This window comes from Chryseobacterium sp. AC405b (assembly GCF_979258685.1).
The window spans coordinates 254,726-275,576 of sequence record NZ_OZ409877.1 but is presented as its reverse complement, the minus strand read 5'-3'; the positions used below and the strand labels follow the sequence as shown (position 1 = coordinate 275,576).

Genomic DNA, 20,851 nt, shown 5'->3' with positions numbered 1-20,851 from the left:
TATTTAATTCTTAAAAACTGCAGTGATAAAAAGGCTGTCGTTATCTTCAAATAAATAATGAATATCAACAGGAAATCTTTCGGTTTTATATACCTGAATTTCTTTGCTTTTTATGTCCAGATTTTCGCAGTTGCTTAAAATAGTATGAATTGATTCTTTCAAATCATCCAGAAAATACTTGTCTTTGTTTTGTTCTTCAGCATTGAAAACCCGCATCAGCATTCTAATGTCATTTTTTGCAATTGATGACAATAGCACTTTCATTAGGCGCAGATTTTTTCTAATTCAGAAATGTTCTCAAAGAAATCGAGCTTTGTTGCAGGATTTTCTGTGTGAAATTGAATTCTGGTAGAAACTTCATCCAGTTGAAATTGTGGTACACTAGATTTTGGAGTTGTATCTAAATTATCCACGATTCTAATAAACGCTTCTGCAAGTTCGGGAGTGAAACTTTCAATTTTTCTTTTTAGAATTTCTATGCTTGAGTCCATTATTTCTAAATTTTTAAATTGTTCTTATCTTTTGATAGGGTAAAAGTACAAAAAAATAATAAATAACCAAACTAACCCCTATTAATTTTTAATTTATTTTATAATAAATATGTTTTTATTGATTCAATATGTTTTTTTTAGGGGGTGCTTAGGAAATAAATTAAAAAAGGCATCTGATTTCTCAAATGCCTCTATATTTTTAAAAATTAAATTTAAACGAAATAAAACTCGTTCAGTTTTTCCTCGCAGAGTGTTTTTACAACATCAATCCAGCGGTCTTCATCGTTCAGACAAGGAATATAGTGGAAGTTTTCTCCACCCCCATGTTCAAACTGATGTTTTCCTTCCACAGAAATTTCCTCCAAAGTTTCCAGACAGTCAGAAACGAAAGCCGGACAAACGATGGCAAGGTTTCTAATTCCTTTTTTGCCAATGGTTTCCAAAGTTTCATCAGTATAAGGTTCCATCCATTTATCTTTTCCTAATCTGGACTGAAAAGTCACCATTACTTTTTCTTTTGGTAAACCCAATTTTTTAATCACAGAATTGGTCACATCAAAACACTGATGGCGATAGCAAAACTGATGACTTGGATTATTCTCACGAGAACAGCAATCATTCAAATTACAGGTATTCGTAGGATCTGTCTTATAGATATGCCTCTCCGGAACTCCGTGATATGAAAATTGTAATGCATCAAAATTTTCAGGAAGCTTTTCTCTGATGCTTTCTGCAAGACAATCGATATAAATCTCTCTATTGTAGAAAGGCTGAATATAATTAATCTTAATTCCCGGAAATTTCTTTTTTCTTACTTCTTCTGCTTTTTCAATCACCGTTTCAGTTGTACTCATCGCATATTGCGGATACAATGGGAAAAGAACAATTTCTGTTACGCCTTGGTCTACTAACTTCTGGATTCCCGCTTCGATACTTGGTTGTGCATAGCGCATCCCGATTTCCACCGGAACATCAACCAGTTTTTGAAGTTTTTTCTGGATTTTCTGAGTGATGACAATCAAAGGAGAGCCTTCATCTGTCCATACTGTTTTATAGGCTTCTGCAGATTTCGCAGGTCTTGTATTGAGAATAATTCCCTGAACCAAAAGTGCACGGAAAAACCATCGGTAATCGATCACTTTTTCGTCCATTAAAAACTCATCAAGGTATTCTCTTACGTCAGGTACAGAGGTAGATCTTGGAGATCCGAGATTGACTAATAATATTCCCTTTTGGTTGTTGGCTGTTGGTTGTTGGTTATTGGTTTTCAAATTTTCGTTTTTTTATTCTTGTCAGTTGTAAAATAATACCATCAACTGAACACTATTAACTAAACTATCCGTTTACAGCTTCTACGTGTTCCACTAAATCGGGAACAAATTGTTTTAAAATGTTCTCAATTCCACCTTTTAAAGTAGCAGTAGAGCTTGGGCAGCCCGAACAAGCGCCTTGTAGAAGCATTTTTGCAGTTTTGTTGGCTTCGTCATATTCTATTAATGAAATTTTTCCCCCGTCATTTTCTACTGCAGGAGCTACATATTCATTTAAAATATCAGAAATTTTCTGCTCGTTTTGTGTATAATCTCTGTTGATGATATTTTCAACCGGACTTTCGTGTTTCTGAGCAACAATATTTGAAATTTCTCCTCCGCTTTGAAGATATTCTGCAATCAAACCACGAACCGCCATCATTACCTGATGCCATTCTACAGAATTATCTCTGGTTACTGCAACGAAGTTATCTGAAATAAAAACTTCTTTAGCAAAATCAAACTCTTTAAAAATTGCCTGAGCTAAAGGAACTCCTTCTGAAGTTTCTCTTGATTTTACTTCTACAAAACCTTCCATCAGCACTTTGCTAGAAACGAATTTCATTACGTTAGGATTTGGAGTCATCTCTGCATAGATTTGAATCATTTCCTTTTTCTTCTGAAGATAAATTCTTGGGTTGGCCAAAAGCTCATCCTCAATTACATTTTTCAGGTTTTCGGCAATATGTTCCCACTCTACGGTATCTTGTTTTGCAACCGCAACAAAATTGGCAGTAACGAAAATTCTATCGACAAAAGGATAGTTGAAAAGCTCCTGTGCCAAAGGAATTTCTGATATATCTGAATTTCTGTCCAGCTCTAATGATCCCGGAATCAAATTGTAATCAGCTACAAATTTCATCACTTTCGGGTTTTCTGTTGGCTCTATAAGAATAGTATGCATTTTTTCTTTAAATTTGAGATACAAAAATACGGATTTAGAACTTAGAAGTCGGAGGTTAAGAGTTAGATTTTAGCTATGAGCTTAATTTAGATATTATGGGATTGAATTATTCTTTTGGAATTACTTTTACTGATAATGAAGATGCAGAATTGTGTTGCAAAGATTTCATCAATCAAAAAATTGTACTGTCTCCAGAGAAAAATGTAAATCTTGGCTCTTTTGTATGTGAGCACGCAGATAATAAAATCTTGGAAGAAAAACTTTATGTTTTATCGGTTTCTATAAATGGATTAGGAAATGTAGGTGTAGATATCAGTTTGTTTGAAAGACCAAATTTTTATAGGATTAGAAATTTTTTCTATGAATATTTGAGAGATATTGAAGTGGGTTTTGAATTTGCTCATTTTGAGCTTGAGGCTGCAGATTATCTAATGTGTGCTGAAATGACACAGGATATTGGTTGGCTTCTAAAGAATGCATCTGAAGGAGATGAAAACGCAGCAATGGTTTCGGGAATCGATAAGTTCTATTTTTTATCTAAAAGATTCATAGACGGAATTGTAGTCTCTGCAAAAAACTATAATAAAGTTTCTAGTTTTAAATCAGAATTTCAGAATTTTAAACCTAATTATTATTGGCTTCCAGTTAAAGAATTTAAATTTTCAAAATAAAAATATGGCACTTGTAAAAGAACTTTTAGGAAAAGCACCGCAAATCGGAGAAAATACTTTTTTGGCAGAAACTGCAACCATTATTGGTGATGTGGTGATGGGAAAAGAATGCAGTATCTGGTATAATGCGGTCATCAGAGGCGATGTAAATTATATCAAAATGGGAGACAAAGTAAATGTACAGGATAACGCTATGTTGCATTGCACGTACGAAAAGTTCCCTTTAGAAATCGGAAATAATGTTTCAATAGGTCACAACGCCATCGTTCACGGATGCAGAATTAAAGACAATGTTTTGATCGGAATGGGCTCAATTGTAATGGATGATTGTCTTGTTGAAGAAAATTCTATCGTTGGCGCAGGTTCTGTTGTAACGCAGGGAACCCATATCAAATCGGGCGAAGTCTGGGGAGGAGTACCTGCCAGAAAGATAAAAGATATTTCTTCTGCTTTATTAGAGGGAGAAGTGAATAGAATTGCAAATAATTATGTGAAATATTCTTCTTGGTATAAAGAATAGTTATTTCACAGAAATTCCTCCACTCATTGAATAGAAATGGGCTGTAGCCCATTTTCAATGAAAGAATCATCTTACGGCTTTAGCCAAAACTTAATAGGTATGCCAAATAAAAACAAAGCTCTGAACCACATTTAGTCAGAGCTTTTATGATATTTAAAACTTATAAATTAAGGATAAATTAAAACCGCTTTTTCTCCCTGACATTTTACACCTGTTGGTTCTGCAACCAGCATACAGTCTGAGACAATGCTGTATTTCTTATTAAATTCAGACATCTTCTGCGTGTATTCTTCAATTTTTGGAAGAATGATTGTTTCATTTTTCTTAGGGTAAGCAATGTAAGAGACCGGTCCGCCACAAGCTTTGGTTCCTATTGGTGAAAATGTCCAATCTGCAGCATTGGTACACTTTTCTTTAGAAATTGTTGATTCTATTGATGCTTTTAACTTATCAAACTGCGCTTCATCATATTTCTGAGCGCTTTCATCTGCAGGTCTTTCTGAAATATCTTTAGGCATTTCTGCAGGATCATTGCTTTGTGCCGATTTACACGAAACTATTGTTAGACTTGCAAATAAAATAACTGCCGGAAATTTTATCAACCAATTTTGCATAATTAATTTTTTTAGTGGGCATCAAATTTCGTTCCTTATTTTCATTTTTCGTAATTTTGCAGCGATGAATAATCATTTTTTTGACTTAATAGAACATACCAACCGAAGCGTTTTTCTTACCGGAAAAGCAGGAACCGGAAAAACAACATTCCTAAACGAATTTGTAAAAAAAACCAGAAAGAAACATATTGTTGTAGCACCTACAGGTATTGCAGCAATTAATGCTGGTGGAGTAACCATACATTCGATGTTTGGGTTGCCTTTGCGTACTTTTTTGCCGACGACAGATAGAATTGATGGCAGTTTAGGAAACAATATTGCCGATCTGATGTCGCATTTCAAATACAGAAAAGACAAACTCAAACTTTTGCGTGAGGTCGAGGTTCTGATTATTGATGAGGTTTCGATGTTACGAGCGGATGTTTTGGATATGATGGATTTTTCTCTGCGTTTTATCCGAAGAAATAATCAGCGTTTTGGAGGGGTTCAGATGTTGTTCATAGGAGATTTGTATCAACTTCCGCCCGTGGTGAGAGATGAGCATATTTTAAAAATGTTTTATAATTCGCCTTTCTTTTTTGACAGTCTTGCCATAAAAGATATTCCTTTACTGACGATTGAGCTGACGAAAGTATACCGGCAGACTGATGAAGAATTTCTTGAAATTTTAAATGCGATCCGTGACGGTGACGTTGCCAATATCGATTTTGAACATTTAAATGAAAGATTTAACCCTGATTTTAATGCGGGTGAAGAATCTTACATTTATCTCTGTTCGCACAACAAATTGGCAGACGATATCAATCAGCAAAAATTAGCGGAACTGAAAGTTTCTCCGGCTACGTTTGAAGCAAAACTTTTTGGTGAATTCAAAGAGAACCAATATCCCAACGAACAATTTTTAGAACTAAAAATTGGTGCTCAGGTGATGTTTATCAGAAACGATATATCTGGTGAGAAAAAATATTTTAACGGAAAATTAGGAGAAATTTCTGCTTTAGACGAAAAAGAAATCAAGGTTATTCTTGACGGAAGCGAAAGAGAAATTACCGTAAAAAGAGAAGTCTGGGAACAGAAAAAATATTCTTTAGACAGCGAAAAAAATATTAAAGAAGAGGTTTTAGGAAGTTTTGAACAGTTCCCGATTAAATTAGCCTGGGCGGTTACCATTCACAAAAGTCAGGGTTTAACATTTGATAAAGTGATTATTGATGCCGGAAAAAGTTTCACAGCAGGTCAGGTTTACGTGGCTCTGTCTCGTTGCAGAACTTTAGAAGGAATTGTTTTAAAATCTAAAATCACTCCTGAAGTTATCTTTAAAGACAATAGAATTCTTCAGTTTCAGGGTGATACTTTTGCCAATGATCATGTAGAAGATATTATTAATAAAGAGAAATACGATTACAGCATCAGAAAAGTGCTTCGTTCGGTCGATTCTCAATGGCTTTTAAAGGAAGTTGAACTTTGGAATAATCTTTCGATAACCACCAAAAGTATTGACCATTCAAAATCTAAACAGTTGTATCTTCAATTAAAACGTGACATTGTTAATCTTGGTAAAATTTTCGAAAAATTAGAAAGAATTATTTTTCAGAAAGTTAACAATTTCATCAGTCAGACTGAAGAGTGGAGCGAGATTGAAAGTAAAACCAAAGGTGCCGTCAATTTCTTCTTTAATGAAGTGAAAGATAAAATATTCAGTCCGTTGAAAGAGTTTTACTCTGAAATAAAAGGCGTAAAAGGTCTGAAAAATTATAATGAAGAACTACGAAGCTGGTTGGAAGATATTGAAGAATATCTGAATGGTCTGAAAACCGCTCATCTCCTGGAAACTAAACTTTTAGACGAAAAAAACGATAAAGAAGTCAGCATGAAGATTGCGAAAGTTCCTTCTCAAGTTCTGACTTTCCAATTGTTTGAACAGGGAAAAACAATTTCAGAAATTGCTTTGGAAAGAGGCTTGGTCAAAGAAACGGTTTTGGGACATCTGGCAAGATTTGCCGAACAGGGTTTGCTTGATTTGTCGAGAGTAATCACTTCAGATAAAATCAAAACCTTCGAAAAAGCATTTAAAACTGATCCAAAAGAAACTTTAAACGAATGGAAAACGGCATTACCCAACGATTTTGATTTTAATGAAATCAGAATTTTGATTAATCATTTTAATTTTTTGAAGGAGAAAGGGAAATGATATTAAAAGGTTGTGATAACAACCTTTTTTACATTACCTAACAATTATTTATCCAATAAGTCCTGATTTATCCGATAACCTACTATTTTTATTTCCCCATCTTTTTTATTCATTGAGAATGTTTCCTGCGTTTTTCCTCTTTCTCTTTTTACATCATAGGTCAATACATACTCACTTTTGGCATTACTGCCTTTTACAACAAAAGTTTCCCATTTCACTAACTTGTAATCCTGAACCTGTCCTATTTCGTTCTGAGAAGTAAGATTCATTTCATTAAGTTTATCCTTACTTGTTACTTCGAAAAACTGATCCCCGAAAAGTTTGTAAAGATTATCTTGATTTCCTCCATAAGATAATTCCCAATAAAATTTATTGGAAATCTCTTCTGCTTCATTTCTATCAGATTCTCTATTGGAGAACGTTTGATTGAAAGAACAACTTACTAATAATATTAAACAGAGTAAGAATAGAATTTTTTTCATAAAATATTTTTAAGCAAAAATGTAAAGTTGGCTGGAAAATTAAATTAAAGCTAGACTAAATCTAAGATTAACTTTCTCTTGTTATTGTCCCAGAAGCTAGCAGAACGGCTTTCGTCTCTAAATTCAGTCTCTGAATTTTCAAGTTCGTTAAATCTTATCTTATCAGTTTTAATAAATTCAATGACTGTAAAATACTTTTCGTCAATTGTAGTGAAATCGACCAATTTTAAGTATTCATCAATCGAACTTTTATCGATCATAATTTTTCCCCCACCGCACCAATGCCTATCTTGTCCATTCTTTTTAACACCAGAAACCCAATATTCTTCACCTGTTTCGATGTCAAAATGATTGGCATTATTTCCTGAGTTTTTCAGTTTTTTCAATCCTTTTCCATTAAAATAAACCGTTTGACCAGATTTTGAAAATTCTACAAAACCAATCCAAGCCAATCCGTGATGACCTTGAGATTTGTTTTCGATGTACATTATCTTTGATTGCATGGCTAAATATAATTAAAAAATATTTTTATAAATTATATGTGACTAAATGTTAATGAATTTTTATTGTGAATAATGTTTTTCTTGATTTATTTCAGAATTCTGGCTTTTTATTTTGAATTCAATATTACCTTTTGATAGATCCATTTAATCAATTGTTTTTTGTGTTCCCAATTATTTTATGACGCCAAACCGCAATAACATTCGTATCCGCATGATGTTCGTAAGGATTGTTTTCTAATAATTTTTCTTTTATGTAATATGCTTTTTGGTAATCATTAAGCAAACCCTTTGTGTTAAGCTCAAATGGCAGAAATGTTTCATCAAAACCTCCGCAATTTGTTAAAGCACTAATAGAAAAATCCTGATCCAATAAATCATATCCAATAAATTCATAATTTTCTAATTCAATAATTTCACATGGCTTAGTGGGTTCAATAACGACTGCAAGAAGATTGTAATCCTCTTTTTTAATTAAGCGCTTAAATACAAAATCTAAATCTGTGAAAAAACCAGTTTGATACTTTTTATATGTATGAATAAAATTCCAATCCTCTTCATTATTGTAATCGGGTTCAACTAAGATTTCATTTAACATTCCATCTAATGAAACAAGTTCCTCTAGATGAATAATTTTTGACCACTCTTTATATTCATTCCAAGAAAAATTATCATAATTGTGTTTATCATATTTTCCTCTTGCTGTATATAGAAATTTCATTTGTTTTAATATTAATGGATAGCCAAATATACATAATAAGGATTTCGAAATTATTTTTCAATAGTTTTTCCCACACCACAACCATTATTCCTATCAATTACAAAAAGTAACTAATGCAGTTTAATAGCTTTAAATTTGTATTTCAAATTAATTTTAAATGAAATTGACAAAAGAGATTAAGCATCACTTTTGAAGAAAAAATAAATCAATATGAAAAATTTTGAAATATCTGTTTTAGACCTTGCTCCCGTAAAGCAGGGAAAAACGATTCACGATACATTTCAGGATAGTCTGTCTCTGGCAAACTTTGCTGAAAATTTAAATTATAAAAGATTCTGGTTGGCCGAACATCACAATATGGAAAGTATTGCCAGTTCTGCAACCTCAGTTCTCATTAGTTTCATTGCCAACGGAACAAAGAAAATCAGAGTCGGCTCCGGAGGAATCATGCTACCGAATCATAGTTCACTCGTTATCGCCGAACAATTCGGAACATTAGAATCACTTTTTCCGGGAAGAATCGATCTTGGTTTAGGAAGAGCTCCGGGAACGGATGGTTTGACTGCAAAAGCTTTAGGAAGAAATCCTGCGATGATCAACGAGCAATTTCCAAGGCAGATTCTTGAACTTCAGAGGTATTTTTCTAAAGAAAATTCCAATTCGCCCGTTCGTGCAATTCCCGGTGAAGGACTAGATATCCCGATGTATATGTTGGGTTCGAGTACAGACAGTGCATGGTTGGCTGCAGAGCTCGGTTTGCCGTATGCGTTTGCAGGTCATTTTGCTCCCGAGCAAATGGAAATGGCGTTTAAAATTTACAGAGAGCATTTTGAGCCTTCCCAATATTTAGATAAACCTTACATTATTGCCTGTGTAAATGGAGTAGCAGCAGAAACATCAGAACAAGCGAATTTCCTTTCTACCACATTATTTCAGGCATTTATCAATATCATCCGAAACGACAGAAAACCTTTTCCGCTACCTGTTCATGATATGGATGACATTTGGTCGCCAATGGAGAAAGCGATGGTTTTAAAAATGTTGAAATTCAGTTTTGTAGGGGATCAGACTAAAATAGCAGAGCAACTTAGTGATTTTCAGGAAAAATATCAGGTGGATGAATTGATGATTAATTCTCACATCTACGACCATCAGAAAAGATTAGAATCATACGAAATTATTAAAAGAGCTACAGACTCATTATCCGAAGCTTAACAAACCATTCATATTAATTGGCTGATGCTTATTTTGTAAGTATCTTTGCGAAAATTTAAAGTAAAAATGTCTGATATTAAATTAAATACTATTCCGGAGGCAATTGAAGACCTTAAAAATGGTAAAATAATCATAGTGGTAGACGATGAAGACAGAGAAAATGAAGGAGATTTTCTATGTGCTGCCGAACTGACAACGCCTGAGTTAATCAATTTCATGGCTTTCCACGGAAGAGGGCTGATCTGTATGCCGCTTCCTGAAAAAAGATGTGATGAGCTTGGTCTGGATATCATGGTGAGCAGAAGCAGTGATCCTAAAGAGACTGCATTTACCGTTTCTGTCGATCTTCTGGGTGACGGAACTTCTACAGGAATTTCTGCAGGAGACAGAGCTAAAACAATTTTAGCATTAATGGATGACAAGGCAAAACCTACAGATTTTATGCGTCCCGGTCATATTTTTCCGCTTCGTGCCAAGAAAGGTGGAGTTTTGAAAAGAGCCGGACATACTGAAGCTGCAATTGATCTGACCTGTCTTGCAGGTTTGAAAGAGGGTGGAGTTATCTGTGAGATTATGAATGAGGATGGAAGTATGTCTCGTCTTCCGGAATTGTACGCTTTTGCACAAAAACATGATATGAAAATCATTTCTATTGAAGATTTGATCCACTATCAGCTTAAAAAAGGAAATTTGATTGACAGAATTGAAGAAAGAGAAGTGAAAACTGCTTACGGTGATTTTGATTTCTTAGCTTTCAGAGAAACTTCTAACGATCAGATTCACTTTGCTTTAACCAAAGGATCTTGGACGGTTGATGAGCCTGTTTTGGTGAGAGTGCAGTCTTCGGATTCTTATTTTGATGTTTTAACGAGATTGAATAACGGTGAAAAACCTCTTTTGGAGAAAGTAACCAATATGATCAATGAAGAAGGAAAAGGAGCAATTATTTTTATCAATAATGTATCCAATTCCGAAAATACATTGAGAAAATTACAACAGTTTTTGAATTATCAAGACGGACAGCAAAAGCATCCTACTGCAGCATTCAATTACAGAGACTACGGTATCGGAACGCAGATTTTAAAGAATTTAGGAATCAATAAATTTAAAGTCATTACTCAGAATCCTAATGTAAAACCTCAGGTTGGTGGTTATGAAGTTGAGGTTACTGAGATGGTTCAGCTTTAAAATGAATAGTGAATGGTCTATTTTGTTACGTAAGTGAATTTTCACTACATTCAATTGACTTTGAAGCAAATTCACAATTGACAATTGACTTCGACGAAATAAAAATGGCTTGATTTATCAAGCCATTTTTATTTCGTCGAAATTTCTGAACCCGTTCAGAAAATCTTTTACATTCATTCTTTTCTTCCCTTCCAGCTGTAATTCTAAAGGATAATAAATTCCGTCTCTGGTGTAGATTTTAAATTCGTTTTTAGAAATATCTAAGGTTCCGTAAGTTTTTCCGTGCTCAGAAACTTCAAATTTTCCTGCATAGATTTTCAGTCCTTTTTCTTCTTCTCCGATTATTAAAGTGGTAAAAGCTGCAGGATAAGGTGACATTCCTAAGATAAACTGATGAACCTCTTTTGAGCTTTTACTAAAGTCTATTTTAGTATCTTCTTTAAATATTTTAAAAGCATTTTTCGGATGTTCAACGTTTGGCTGAGGTTTTTCTGTAATTGAGTTTTCACATAATCCATCAAGTGTTTTCACGACTAATTTTGCGCCCATTTCCATCAGACGGTCATGAAGACTTCCTGCGTTTTCGTCCGGTAAAATTTCAATTTCTTCCTGAAGTAAAATATTTCCTTCGTCAATTTTTTCATTGATGAAAAAAGTCGTAGCTCCGGTTTTATCTTCCCCGTTAATTACCGCATAGTTAATTGGCGCTGCACCACGGTAATCGGGAAGTAAAGAAGCATGCAGATTGAAAGTTCCCAATTCAGGCATTTCAAACAAGATTTTCGGCATCATTCTGAACGCAACAACAACAAATACATCCGCATTCAGACTTTTTATTTCTTCTAAAAATTCAGGATTTCTAAGTTTTTCAGGCTGGAGAACGTTTAAATTATTTTCAACAGCATACACTTTTACAGCAGATTGATTGATCTTTTGTCCGCGACCGCTTGCTTTATCTGCAACTGTCACAACGCCAACCACTTCATGATTTGATTGATGAATAGCTTCCAATGCTGTCTTCGCAAACTCTGGTGTGCCAAAAAAAACGACTTTCAATGATTTCATTTTGCAAAGATAGAGGTCTTTGATTTTATTAGAAAATTAAAAGATCAGAAAATCAGAAATCTTAATTTATTTATCAAACATCAAATATCAAACCTCCTCATGTCAACGCATACGTTCTAAAGTTCAGCATTTTTACTTTTCCTGAATCAAGAAGGAAAATCAAATTTTCTAAAATATTTTCTTTTGCATGGAAATTTAGCCGAATTGAAAGTTCATCGATAGTAGAGGGTTTTTCGGATAATAAATTAACAATTTCAGATGAAATGTTTTTTCCGAAAATAGATTGCTTGTTTTTCTCACAAACAGAACACTTTCCACAGTTTTTTGAGTTTTTTTCACCAAAATAGGCAAGAATCAGTTTCATTTTACAGTATGTAGAATCTTCAATGTAAAATTTCATTTCTTCCCACTTCTGAATTTTGCTTTTTTGAATTTGTTCAAAAAGTTTCCAGTAATTACTATTGATCACTTTCTCATCTCTCGGCTTAAGGAATTTTACACTTGCCAAGGCTCCGTCTATATAATCAAGATAGTTTTTCTGCTGCAGTTCTTTTAACCGTTCTTTAATTAAATGAATACTCACACCAATTTTATCACTCACTTTTTGTTCGCTGAACATCACTTTATGTGTAGTAATTCCGGAAATGGAGCGGAGGAGAAGTTCAATGAAATAACTATCTTTTTGTGGAAGCTGATCGATTTCATCTGCTTTTATTAAAAGTTCGATTGATGATAAGCTTTTGTTGCTGTTGTAATAAATGATTTCCTGATTGTGCAGGAAATTCAACACATTTTTAATTTTTGCATTTGAAAGTTTTGTAAAATTTTGAATTCCGGAAATATTTAATTGAAAAACTTTTTCAGGAAGTTCAAATTCTGCCACCTGAAATTTAGAATATAAATAGGAAATAATTTTCAAAAATTCAGCTTTATTTGGAATTTGATTCCTTAGAATCTGATCAAAATTTAAAATTTCCTGTTTGTCCCAAAGCATAAAAGCAAAGCTTTTTTTTCCATCTCTGCCGGCACGACCAATTTCCTGATAATAGTTTTCTATCGACTGAGAAGGGGAGAAGTGAATGACAAAACGCACGTTATCCTTATCGATTCCCATCCCGAATGCATTGGTAGAAATCAATACGCTTTGATCGCTGTTATTCCAGAAGTTCTGTCTTTCGTTTTTTTCTTTCGTAGTTAATCCAGCATGGAAATAATCTACATTGTTTATTTTGTTTTTGTGAAGAAATTCGGTGAGCAACTCGGCATCTTTTCTGGTTCTCACATAGATGATTCCGGATTCTTTAGCGTATTTTAAAATATTAAAAATTCTTTGGTATTTATCAGAAACTTCTTCAGAGAAAATCTTAATATTATCTCTTTTAAAACTTTTTTGAAATACATTGGGCTTTTTTAGTTCAAGCTTATTTTTTATTTCATTCAAAACTTTCGGTGTAGCCGTAGCCGTTAAAGCTAAACAGGCGATCTCGGGATTGCTTTTTCTGAAATCTTTAATATTTTGATAACTCGGTCTGAAATCTTGCCCCCATTCTGAAATACAATGTGCCTCATCAACAGCAATAAATGACAATTGTATTTCTTCAATCTGCTGAATAAACTGAAAATTTGTCAATCTTTCTGGTGAAATATACAGAAGCTTTGTTATTCCGTCCTTACAACGGTTGTAAATAACTTCTGCATCAAAATCATCGAGTTCTGAAGAGAGATATTCTGCTTCAATACCTCTGAATTTAAGTTGATTTACCTGATCTTTCATCAATGCTAGTAATGGTGAGATCACTAAGCAAACTCCCTCTCTTAGCAAAGCAGGGAGTTGATAGCACAAAGATTTTCCTGCACCTGTCGGTAAAAGAACCAGAGTGTCATTTCCGGTAATTACTGAGTCTATGATTTCGCCTTGAGAATCTCTAAATGTATCATAACCCCAAAAATGTTTTAGGGTTTTATTTTTCAGTTCCTGAAAATCGTGAGAAGAAATCATGTTGTAAAAATATAGAAACTAATTTACCGAAAAAAGTCACGCAGTGCGTGACTTTTATAAATATATGATAAGTTTATTATTTAGCTTCGAAATAAACTCTTCTGTTTGCTCTGTTTTTCCATTCAGGACATTTAGTAGCAGGCTCACACTCTGGGTATTTAAGGTCTTTTTCACCTCTACCAACAGCGTTCAGTTTAGAAGAATCTACACCATTTTTAATCAAATAGTTTTTCACACTGTTTGCTCTTCTTTCAGATAACTTTTGGTTATATTCATCTGTAGCTCTGGTATCTGTAGCTCCAATCACGGTATAAGCACCATTTGAAGAGTTAATATAGTTTACCGCATTATTAAGGATTGGTGTATTTGAAGGTAAAATTCTGTCAGAATTTAAATCAAATTCAATTCCTTCCATATTAGTTACAGTTTCGTCAACCGGTCCAACAGGTGTGGTTGCAGTAAGAGGACAACCATTGTTTTCTACAGGTTCCAGGTACTGTTACACACTTATCGTAAAGATCGATAACACCATCTAAATCTGCATCAAGAGCAACACCTGCACCATCTACTCTTGCACCGGCAGGAGTATCAAGCTGTCTGTCCCAATCGTCGCAAACTCCATCGTTATCAGCATCACCTTTTTTACAAACTTCAATATCTTGGTTTTTATCAGCTAAAACATCTAATTTGTAGTAAATTTCCTGCAACGGATCGTGCCACATTAAATGAGATTCATGTTTTCCTAATTTTAAAGATAAACCTAAAGTAGCATTAAAGAAGTTATCAGAAATCTGATCCTCTCTTTTGTTGATATCACTATACTGTGCACCTCCACCATCAAATTGATCATCACCGGTGTAAACATACATTAGTCTTGTTTCAAGATCAATTCTTCTGTTTACTTTAAATTTAAGTCCTGCACCAGCCTGACCGAAGAATGAACCAAATTTGAAAGGCTTAACTTCAGTTACTAATCTTTGACCTGAAAGGTCTTCCTGATAAGCTCTGTAAGCTAAAGTACCTATACCAGCATATCCATGAAGTGCCCATCTAAAAGTAGATTTGTTATCAACTCTTCTTAAAAGATTTGAAAAGTTAACATCACCTAATAATGATATTGCATCATATTGCGTTCTTGCACCTACTTGCTGGTAAGTAGAACCTGCCGGAGAGTTATCTTTGGTGTTGAACCATCCTTGTCTTGTTTCCCCTCTGTCATACTGAAGGTTAATACCAAAAGCATGCGTAATAGCTTTATCAATACTCACATAAGCTGAATAACCAAAAAGATCCTTACCGTTACCGTTTCCGTTTTTTATAGATGTTAAATCTCCGGACTGAACGAGTGGTACACCAGCACCAAATGAGATTGCCCAATCATTAAATCTTTTAGACTGTTGTGTGAATGGAGACACATTAGCAGATCCAGATGAGAATGTATTCGGATATCCTTCAGTTGAAACTACTGCTATTGAATCTTGTGCAAACGCTACAGTAGGAACTGCTAAAGCAAATGCTACAATTGCTAAACTTAATTTCATAGTGTATTATTTTTTTATTTAGTTAATTAAATGATTTGTTTATTTATTGTTCACCGGATTATTCTGGACAACCGTTGTTATCTGTTGGTCCATGCTACAGTAACACACTTATCATATAAGTCTATTACCCCATCAAGATCCATATCTAGTGCTACACCAGAACCGTCAACTCTTGCTCCAGAAGGTGTATTTAATTCTCTGTCCCAGTCATCACAAACCCCGTCGTTATCACTATCTCCTTTCTCGCATACAACCAGTTCGGTAGCAGTGTTTTCTAATACATGAGTTCTGTAATATATTCCTTGTAAAGGATCATGCCATGACAAATGAGTCTGATGCTTACCTAACTTAAATGATAGACCTAAATTGAATGACATCATCGCATCAGAATAACTATCATTAATCAGATTATAATTGATTCTGTCTCCCGCAAGCGTTTCAAGAGCTCTCCCTTCGCCACCTCCGTCAAATTCTTCATCGAAGCTATTGATATACATCATTCTTGCCTCAATATCAATAAGTTTTGATACATTATATTTTAAACCAACTCCAGCCTGCATGAAAAACGATGCAATTCCTAATTTTTGATCTATCATGATAGGAATTCTTGGAGGATTTGTGCTCCATCTTGATGCATCACTATCAATTAATTCAGTTTTATATCCCATAAAACCACCACCTAAATAACCATGCAATGCCCATCTGTAAGGTGACTTATTATCAACTCTTCTAAGTAAATTTGAGAAGTTGACATCTCCTAATAGTGATACCTGATTAAATTCAGTCCAGGCTGTACCTACTCCTGCAGCAGGATTATTTGGTAATTTTGCCTGTTGGTTAGTTTTACCCATCGAGTATTGCAAACTAAGACCAAAAGTATGAGATATTTGCTTGTCGATACTCGCATAAGCATTCCATCCCCAATTAATTTTTTCACCATAGAATGAAGTGACATCTGCAAAAGTCATGAAAGCTGGACCTCCTCCTACTGATACCGACCAATCATTGAATTTTCTTGCCTTATTATCAAATTTTTGAATATTTGCAGAACCTGAAGAAAAAGTATTGGGATACTCATCTGAAGTATTAACAGAAATACTGTCCTGTGCGTATGACGCAATAGGCAGTGTTGCCAATAGTAATAAACCTAATTTCATACAATATGTTTTATGTTTCGATTAAATAAAATCTTTTAATAATATTTTAGAAAATTTTCTTTCGAAAAGATGTTTTTTGTGAGGGAGCACCAACTTTTCTGAAATGAATTTTAAATCATTATACTTAACGATGTCAATATCTATAATCCTATCTGTATAGCATCCGGATATTTTACTATCATTAATTCTCCCCATTTCAGCTTCAATTTCTTTTATGTAATTAAGTAACTGAATTGGCGAAAAATGCGTAAATATTACTGTTGCAATATTACAAAAATTATTGGAACTGACAAACTCCACAGGTTCGGATGTTAAATATTCACTATTTTTTAATATTTCTCCTAAGCTTTTGAGCTTATCTAAAGCGATATCCAGATTGTTTTTTTTATCACCAATATTACTTCCGAGTAACAAAACGACCTTATGCTGCGACATATTAGAAAATGATTATTTTATGAAGAGTTTCTTTAAAAATGTATTGGCAAATATAGTAGCTATTGTGGTACTATGTGTTGTATTTTTCTTCTTTTTCATCATCATGATTGCATTTGGATCGATGAGCAGTGAGAAATCTGTAAGTGTAAAGAAAAATTCTGTACTAACGATTAATCTTAAGACAGATATTATAGACAGCCCTACAGAAGATCAACAAAGTATTTTCAATGTTAATAATAAAAACACCAGTGTACTTATATATGATGTATTGGAAGCGGTGAGAAAAGCCAAAGACGATGATAATATTAAAGGGATCAGCATTGAAGTTGATAACTTAAATGCTGGGATCACGCAGATTGATGACTTGAGAGCGGCAATTCAGGATTTTAAAAAAAGCGGAAAATTTGTGTACGCTTATGGTAATATGGTTTCGCAGTCTTCTTATTATTTAGGATCTGTGGCTGATCAGTATTATCTGAATCCTTCAGGAGGAATTGAATTGAAAGGTCTTTCTACAGAAGTTACTTTCTTTAAAGATTTTGCAGAAAAGTATGGTATCGGAATTGAGGTTATACGTCATGGGAAATTTAAATCTGCGGTTGAACCGTTTTTAAGAAATGATATTTCTCCTGAAAACAAAGAACAGCTAAGTACGCTTCTTAATGATATTTGGGATAATACAGCTTCTAAAATTGCCGCATCCAGAAAAATGGATGTGAATCAATTCAAAACTGTGGTTGACAGTTTATACGGCATGATTCCGGATTTAAGTTTAAAAAATAAACTGGCAGATAAACTGATTCAGAAAACAGAATATGATCAAATAATCAAAACAAAGCTGAGCTTAAAGGAAAATGATAAATTAAATAAAATCTCTCTTACAAAATACATAGATTCTTTTACTGATAAAGATACTTCTGGTGAGAAAATCGCAGTTTTGTATGCTTCCGGCTCTATCAATAATGGCGATGAGTACAGTGATATTAATTCTGAAAAATACATCAAATACATCAAAGAACTTCAGGATGATAAAAAAGTAAAAGCTGTAGTTTTAAGAATCAATTCTCCGGGTGGAAGTGCAAATGCTTCAGACGAAATTTTATTTGAACTCCAGCAATTGAAAAAGAAAAAGCCATTGGTGGTTTCTTTCGGAGATTATGCGGCATCGGGAGGATATTACATTGCAATGGCTGCAGATAAAATCTATTCTGAACCCAATACATTGACAGGATCTATAGGAGTTTTTGGAGTGATGCCATATTTTAAAGATTTAGCCAACAGAAACGGAGTTCGTTCTGATATTGTTGCGACCAATGCCAATTCAGCATATTACTCTTCATTAAACGGATTGACACCTTACGGAGTAAACCTGATGACCAGAAGTGTTGAAGGAACTTACAAAAGATTCGTTTACTTTGTTACTCAAAACAGAAAAAAATCTTTTGAAGATATCGATGCAATTGGTGGCGGTAGAGTATGGAGCGGAACTCGTGCAAAACAAATCGGTTTGGTAGATGAATTGGGAAGTTTACAAGATGCTGTAAAATTTGCGGCACAAAAAGCAAATATTAAATCTTACAATGTTTCTTCTTATCCTAAAAAAATGACCGCATTTGAGCAGATTTTTGAAGATTTAAATGAAGACGATATCTCTGCAAGAGTAATTAAAAATAAAATTGGTAAAGCAAATTATGAAATTTTAGAACAGGTTACAGATAAAAAGCTGAAGTCTGAGGTGAAAATGGAAATGCCTTATCAGATCAAGATAAACTAAATTATATTGTTCATAAAAAAGCCGGATTTGAAATTTTCAAATCCGGCTTTTTATTTTTTTAATGGTTTCTATTTCTTAGTTACCATCCTGTAGATAGCCAGTAAAAGAACTGATCCTGCAATTGCAACTAAAAAGCTTGATAGATTAAATCCTGATACATCTACTCCGAATATCATTGATCCGATCCAGCCTCCAAGCATACTTCCTAAAATACCGATGATGATTGTTACAATCCAGCCTCCAGGATCATTTCCCGGATGTAATGCTTTTGCGATTGCCCCTGCGATAAGACCGAAAATGATCCATGTTAAAATTCCCATAGTTTAAATTTTTAATGTTAATAAATTTGGTTTATTTTCAAGAAATAAAGATGACTTATCTCTTCTTGAAGAATGAATCTACAAACTCTATACCATTAAATAATTGCAGGTCCTGCATCTTCTCGCCAACACCAATATATTTTACAGGAATCTGGAACTGATCAGAGATTCCGATCACCACACCGCCTTTTGCTGTTCCGTCTAATTTTGTTACCGCCAAAGCATTTACTTCAGTTGCTGCGGTAAACTGTTTTGCCTGTTCAAAAGCATTCTGACCTGTTGAACCATCCAACACCAATAAAATCTCATGAGGAGCGTCGGGAATCACTTTCTGCATGACTCTCTTGATTTTAGAAAGCTCATTCATCAGATTGATTTTATTATGAAGTCTTCCTGCAGTATCGATGATTACCACATCCGCATCCTGAGCAACGGCACTTTGTACCGTATCAAAAGCAACAGAAGCAGGGTCAGAACCCATTTCCTGTTTTACAATTGTAACTCCGGCTCTTTCACTCCAAATAGTCAGCTGATCTACAGCAGCTGCACGAAAAGTATCTCCTGCTCCTAAAATAACTTTTTTTCCTTCAGACTTAAACTGATGAGCCAGCTTTCCTATTGTTGTGGTTTTGCCAACACCGTTTACCCCTACAACCATGATGACGTAAGGTTTTTTTGAAGTGTCTATGTTCCCGGTGTTTGCCTGTGGGTTTTCTAGCAGTAATCCGGAGATTTCTTCACGCAGAATACGGTCAAGTTCGCTTATATTCACGTACTTGTCTTTTGCTACACGTTCTTCTATTCTCTGGATGATTTTGATGGTGGTAGAAGCGCCTACATCAGAAGCGATAAGTATTTCTTCAAGATCATCAAGAACCTCGTCATCTACTTTGCTTTTGCCGACTACGGCTTTTGTCATTTTTTCAAAGAACCCCTGATTTGATTTTTCCAGACCTTTATCCAGCGTTTCTTTTTCTTCTTTTTTAAAAATATTTTTAAACCAACTCATCTTAGAATTTTGATTTTTATAAGCTTACTTTGTCTTGTACAAACAAAGATAACAAAAAAACTACCCAAAATATGAGTAGTTTCCGTATTGTAAATAAAGTGACTGATTATTTTTTCAAATAAGCGTCAACTTCGTCTGCATTCATTACTTTTTCTTCGAAAACGTAAGCTTCTGATTTAGAAGACTTCACCATTTTCACCACTTTAGTCATTTTTTTTGACTGTCCGCTTTGTAGGGTTGCTACTACTTTCTTTGCCATGGTAAATTATATTTATAAATTACTTGATTTCTTTGTGAAGGGTAGATCTCTTAAGAACCGGATTGTATTTTTTCAATTCCAATCTTTCTGTAGTGTTCTTTTTATTTTTTGTAGAAATGTATCTAGACATTCCCGGCATACCACTTTCTTTGTGCTCTGTACATTCAAGAATTACTTGAACTCTATTTCCTTTTTTTGCCATGATTTAGTTCTTTTTAATCAATCCTTCTCTGATGCCTCTTGCGATAGCTTCTTCGATTCCAATCTTGTTAATAACTCTCAATCCATGAGCTGAAACTTTAAGCGTAACATGCTTGTCTTGCTCTGGAAGGTAAAATTTCTTTTCCAATAAGTTAATTTCAAAACGACGCTTCGTTTTGTTATTAGCGTGGGAAACGTTGTTACCAACCATTGCACGCTTTCCTGTTATCTGGCAAATTCTTGACATATCTCGATGTTCTTATTTGTATAATATTTGAGGTTGC

23 protein-coding genes and 1 pseudogene are annotated in these 20,851 nt (G+C 34.2%); 6 read left to right on the top strand and 18 right to left on the bottom strand.

Features of this window, described 5'->3' with window-relative positions:
- Positions 1–3: 3 nt before the first annotated feature.
- From ACZZZA_RS01375 to ACZZZA_RS01360, 4 genes are all read right to left on the bottom strand, one after another.
- Positions 4–264, bottom strand: coding sequence for a hypothetical protein (locus tag ACZZZA_RS01375; RefSeq protein WP_463429478.1), 261 nt, complete (start codon positions 262–264; stop codon positions 4–6).
- Positions 264–491, bottom strand: a complete 228-nt coding sequence (locus tag ACZZZA_RS01370) for a hypothetical protein (protein WP_463429477.1) — start codon at positions 489–491, stop codon at positions 264–266. Before ACZZZA_RS01370 ends, ACZZZA_RS01375 begins: the two co-directional genes overlap by 1 nt.
- 212 nt (positions 492–703) lie before the next feature.
- Positions 704–1,762: a ferrochelatase gene (gene hemH / locus ACZZZA_RS01365; RefSeq protein ID WP_463429476.1), complete on the bottom strand. Its 1,059-nt coding sequence runs from the start codon at positions 1,760–1,762 to the stop codon at positions 704–706.
- A 64-nt stretch (positions 1,763–1,826) separates the two neighbouring features.
- Positions 1,827–2,705, bottom strand: a complete 879-nt coding sequence (locus tag ACZZZA_RS01360; RefSeq protein WP_463429475.1) for a NifU family protein — start codon at positions 2,703–2,705, stop codon at positions 1,827–1,829.
- Between the two features lie 95 nt (positions 2,706–2,800).
- Here ACZZZA_RS01360 and ACZZZA_RS01355 point away from each other — a divergent pair, with 95 nt between their 5' ends.
- Together ACZZZA_RS01355 and ACZZZA_RS01350 are read left to right on the top strand one after the other, a co-directional pair.
- Positions 2,801–3,376, top strand: a complete 576-nt coding sequence (locus ACZZZA_RS01355; protein ID WP_463429474.1) for a hypothetical protein — start codon at positions 2,801–2,803, stop codon at positions 3,374–3,376.
- A gap of 4 nt (positions 3,377–3,380) precedes the next feature.
- Entirely contained in the window at positions 3,381–3,896 is a 516-nt protein-coding gene (locus tag ACZZZA_RS01350; protein WP_463429473.1) for a gamma carbonic anhydrase family protein, read from the top strand.
- Between the two features lie 167 nt (positions 3,897–4,063).
- On the opposite strand, the gene ACZZZA_RS01345 is transcribed toward ACZZZA_RS01350, so the two are convergent.
- The gene (locus ACZZZA_RS01345; protein WP_463429472.1) at positions 4,064–4,510 is read right to left on the bottom strand and encodes a hypothetical protein; all 447 of its coding nucleotides are present in this window, start codon (positions 4,508–4,510) and stop codon (positions 4,064–4,066) included.
- A 64-nt stretch (positions 4,511–4,574) separates the two neighbouring features.
- On the opposite strand from ACZZZA_RS01345, the gene ACZZZA_RS01340 reads away from it, so the two are divergent.
- Positions 4,575–6,701: a helix-turn-helix domain-containing protein gene (locus ACZZZA_RS01340; RefSeq protein WP_463429471.1), complete on the top strand. Its 2,127-nt coding sequence runs from the start codon at positions 4,575–4,577 to the stop codon at positions 6,699–6,701.
- A gap of 44 nt (positions 6,702–6,745) precedes the next feature.
- On the opposite strand, the gene ACZZZA_RS01335 is transcribed toward ACZZZA_RS01340, so the two are convergent.
- The 3 genes from ACZZZA_RS01335 to ACZZZA_RS01325 form a co-directional block, all read right to left on the bottom strand.
- Positions 6,746–7,183: a hypothetical protein gene (locus ACZZZA_RS01335; RefSeq protein ID WP_463429470.1), complete on the bottom strand. Its 438-nt coding sequence runs from the start codon at positions 7,181–7,183 to the stop codon at positions 6,746–6,748.
- Positions 7,184–7,233: 50 nt separating this feature from the next.
- The gene (locus ACZZZA_RS01330) at positions 7,234–7,686 is read right to left on the bottom strand and encodes a hypothetical protein (protein WP_463429469.1); all 453 of its coding nucleotides are present in this window, start codon (positions 7,684–7,686) and stop codon (positions 7,234–7,236) included.
- Positions 7,687–7,834: 148 nt separating this feature from the next.
- The gene (locus ACZZZA_RS01325; protein ID WP_463429468.1) at positions 7,835–8,404 is read right to left on the bottom strand and encodes a hypothetical protein; all 570 of its coding nucleotides are present in this window, start codon (positions 8,402–8,404) and stop codon (positions 7,835–7,837) included.
- A 210-nt stretch (positions 8,405–8,614) separates the two neighbouring features.
- On the opposite strand from ACZZZA_RS01325, the gene ACZZZA_RS01320 reads away from it, so the two are divergent.
- On the top strand, positions 8,615–9,619 hold the full coding sequence (locus ACZZZA_RS01320; RefSeq protein ID WP_463429467.1) for an LLM class flavin-dependent oxidoreductase: 1,005 nt from the start codon (positions 8,615–8,617) through the stop codon (positions 9,617–9,619).
- Between the two features lie 66 nt (positions 9,620–9,685).
- Entirely contained in the window at positions 9,686–10,807 is a 1,122-nt protein-coding gene (gene ribB, locus ACZZZA_RS01315; RefSeq protein WP_463429466.1) for a 3,4-dihydroxy-2-butanone-4-phosphate synthase, read from the top strand.
- A 117-nt stretch (positions 10,808–10,924) separates the two neighbouring features.
- Here the strand turns inward: ribB and fmt are convergent, their stop codons facing one another.
- The 5 genes and pseudogenes from fmt to folK all read right to left on the bottom strand — a co-directional run bounded on the left by fmt (position 10,925) and on the right by folK (position 17,004).
- Positions 10,925–11,872 (bottom strand): methionyl-tRNA formyltransferase, encoded by a 948-nt coding sequence (fmt, locus tag ACZZZA_RS01310; RefSeq protein ID WP_463429465.1) that lies wholly within the window; start codon positions 11,870–11,872, stop codon positions 10,925–10,927.
- 97 nt (positions 11,873–11,969) lie between these two features.
- Positions 11,970–13,871, bottom strand: coding sequence for a RecQ family ATP-dependent DNA helicase (locus tag ACZZZA_RS01305; RefSeq protein ID WP_463429464.1), 1,902 nt, complete (start codon positions 13,869–13,871; stop codon positions 11,970–11,972).
- A 76-nt stretch (positions 13,872–13,947) separates the two neighbouring features.
- Positions 13,948–15,412, bottom strand: a pseudogene (locus ACZZZA_RS01300) (OmpA family protein).
- Positions 15,413–15,489: 77 nt separating this feature from the next.
- Entirely contained in the window at positions 15,490–16,569 is a 1,080-nt protein-coding gene (locus tag ACZZZA_RS01295) for an OmpA family protein (RefSeq protein ID WP_463429463.1), read from the bottom strand.
- Positions 16,570–16,590: 21 nt separating this feature from the next.
- Positions 16,591–17,004 (bottom strand): 2-amino-4-hydroxy-6-hydroxymethyldihydropteridine diphosphokinase, encoded by a 414-nt coding sequence (gene folK / locus ACZZZA_RS01290; protein ID WP_463429462.1) that lies wholly within the window; start codon positions 17,002–17,004, stop codon positions 16,591–16,593.
- Positions 17,005–17,023: 19 nt separating this feature from the next.
- Here folK and sppA point away from each other — a divergent pair, with 19 nt between their 5' ends.
- Positions 17,024–18,778, top strand: coding sequence for a signal peptide peptidase SppA (gene sppA / locus ACZZZA_RS01285; RefSeq protein ID WP_463429461.1), 1,755 nt, complete (start codon positions 17,024–17,026; stop codon positions 18,776–18,778).
- Between the two features lie 68 nt (positions 18,779–18,846).
- On the opposite strand, the gene ACZZZA_RS01280 is transcribed toward sppA, so the two are convergent.
- The 5 genes from ACZZZA_RS01280 to rpmB all read right to left on the bottom strand — a co-directional run bounded on the left by ACZZZA_RS01280 (position 18,847) and on the right by rpmB (position 20,814).
- Positions 18,847–19,098 (bottom strand): GlsB/YeaQ/YmgE family stress response membrane protein, encoded by a 252-nt coding sequence (locus ACZZZA_RS01280; RefSeq protein ID WP_463429460.1) that lies wholly within the window; start codon positions 19,096–19,098, stop codon positions 18,847–18,849.
- A gap of 55 nt (positions 19,099–19,153) precedes the next feature.
- Positions 19,154–20,107 (bottom strand): signal recognition particle-docking protein FtsY, encoded by a 954-nt coding sequence (gene ftsY / locus ACZZZA_RS01275; protein WP_463429459.1) that lies wholly within the window; start codon positions 20,105–20,107, stop codon positions 19,154–19,156.
- A 106-nt stretch (positions 20,108–20,213) separates the two neighbouring features.
- A complete protein-coding gene (locus tag ACZZZA_RS01270; RefSeq protein WP_082002123.1) occupies positions 20,214–20,366 on the bottom strand; it encodes a DUF4295 family protein in 153 nt (50 codons plus the stop codon).
- 19 nt (positions 20,367–20,385) lie between these two features.
- The gene (gene rpmG / locus ACZZZA_RS01265) at positions 20,386–20,568 is read right to left on the bottom strand and encodes a 50S ribosomal protein L33 (protein WP_027373683.1); all 183 of its coding nucleotides are present in this window, start codon (positions 20,566–20,568) and stop codon (positions 20,386–20,388) included.
- A 3-nt stretch (positions 20,569–20,571) separates the two neighbouring features.
- Positions 20,572–20,814: a 50S ribosomal protein L28 gene (gene rpmB / locus ACZZZA_RS01260; protein WP_463429458.1), complete on the bottom strand. Its 243-nt coding sequence runs from the start codon at positions 20,812–20,814 to the stop codon at positions 20,572–20,574.
- Between the last annotated feature and the right edge of the window lie 37 nt (positions 20,815–20,851).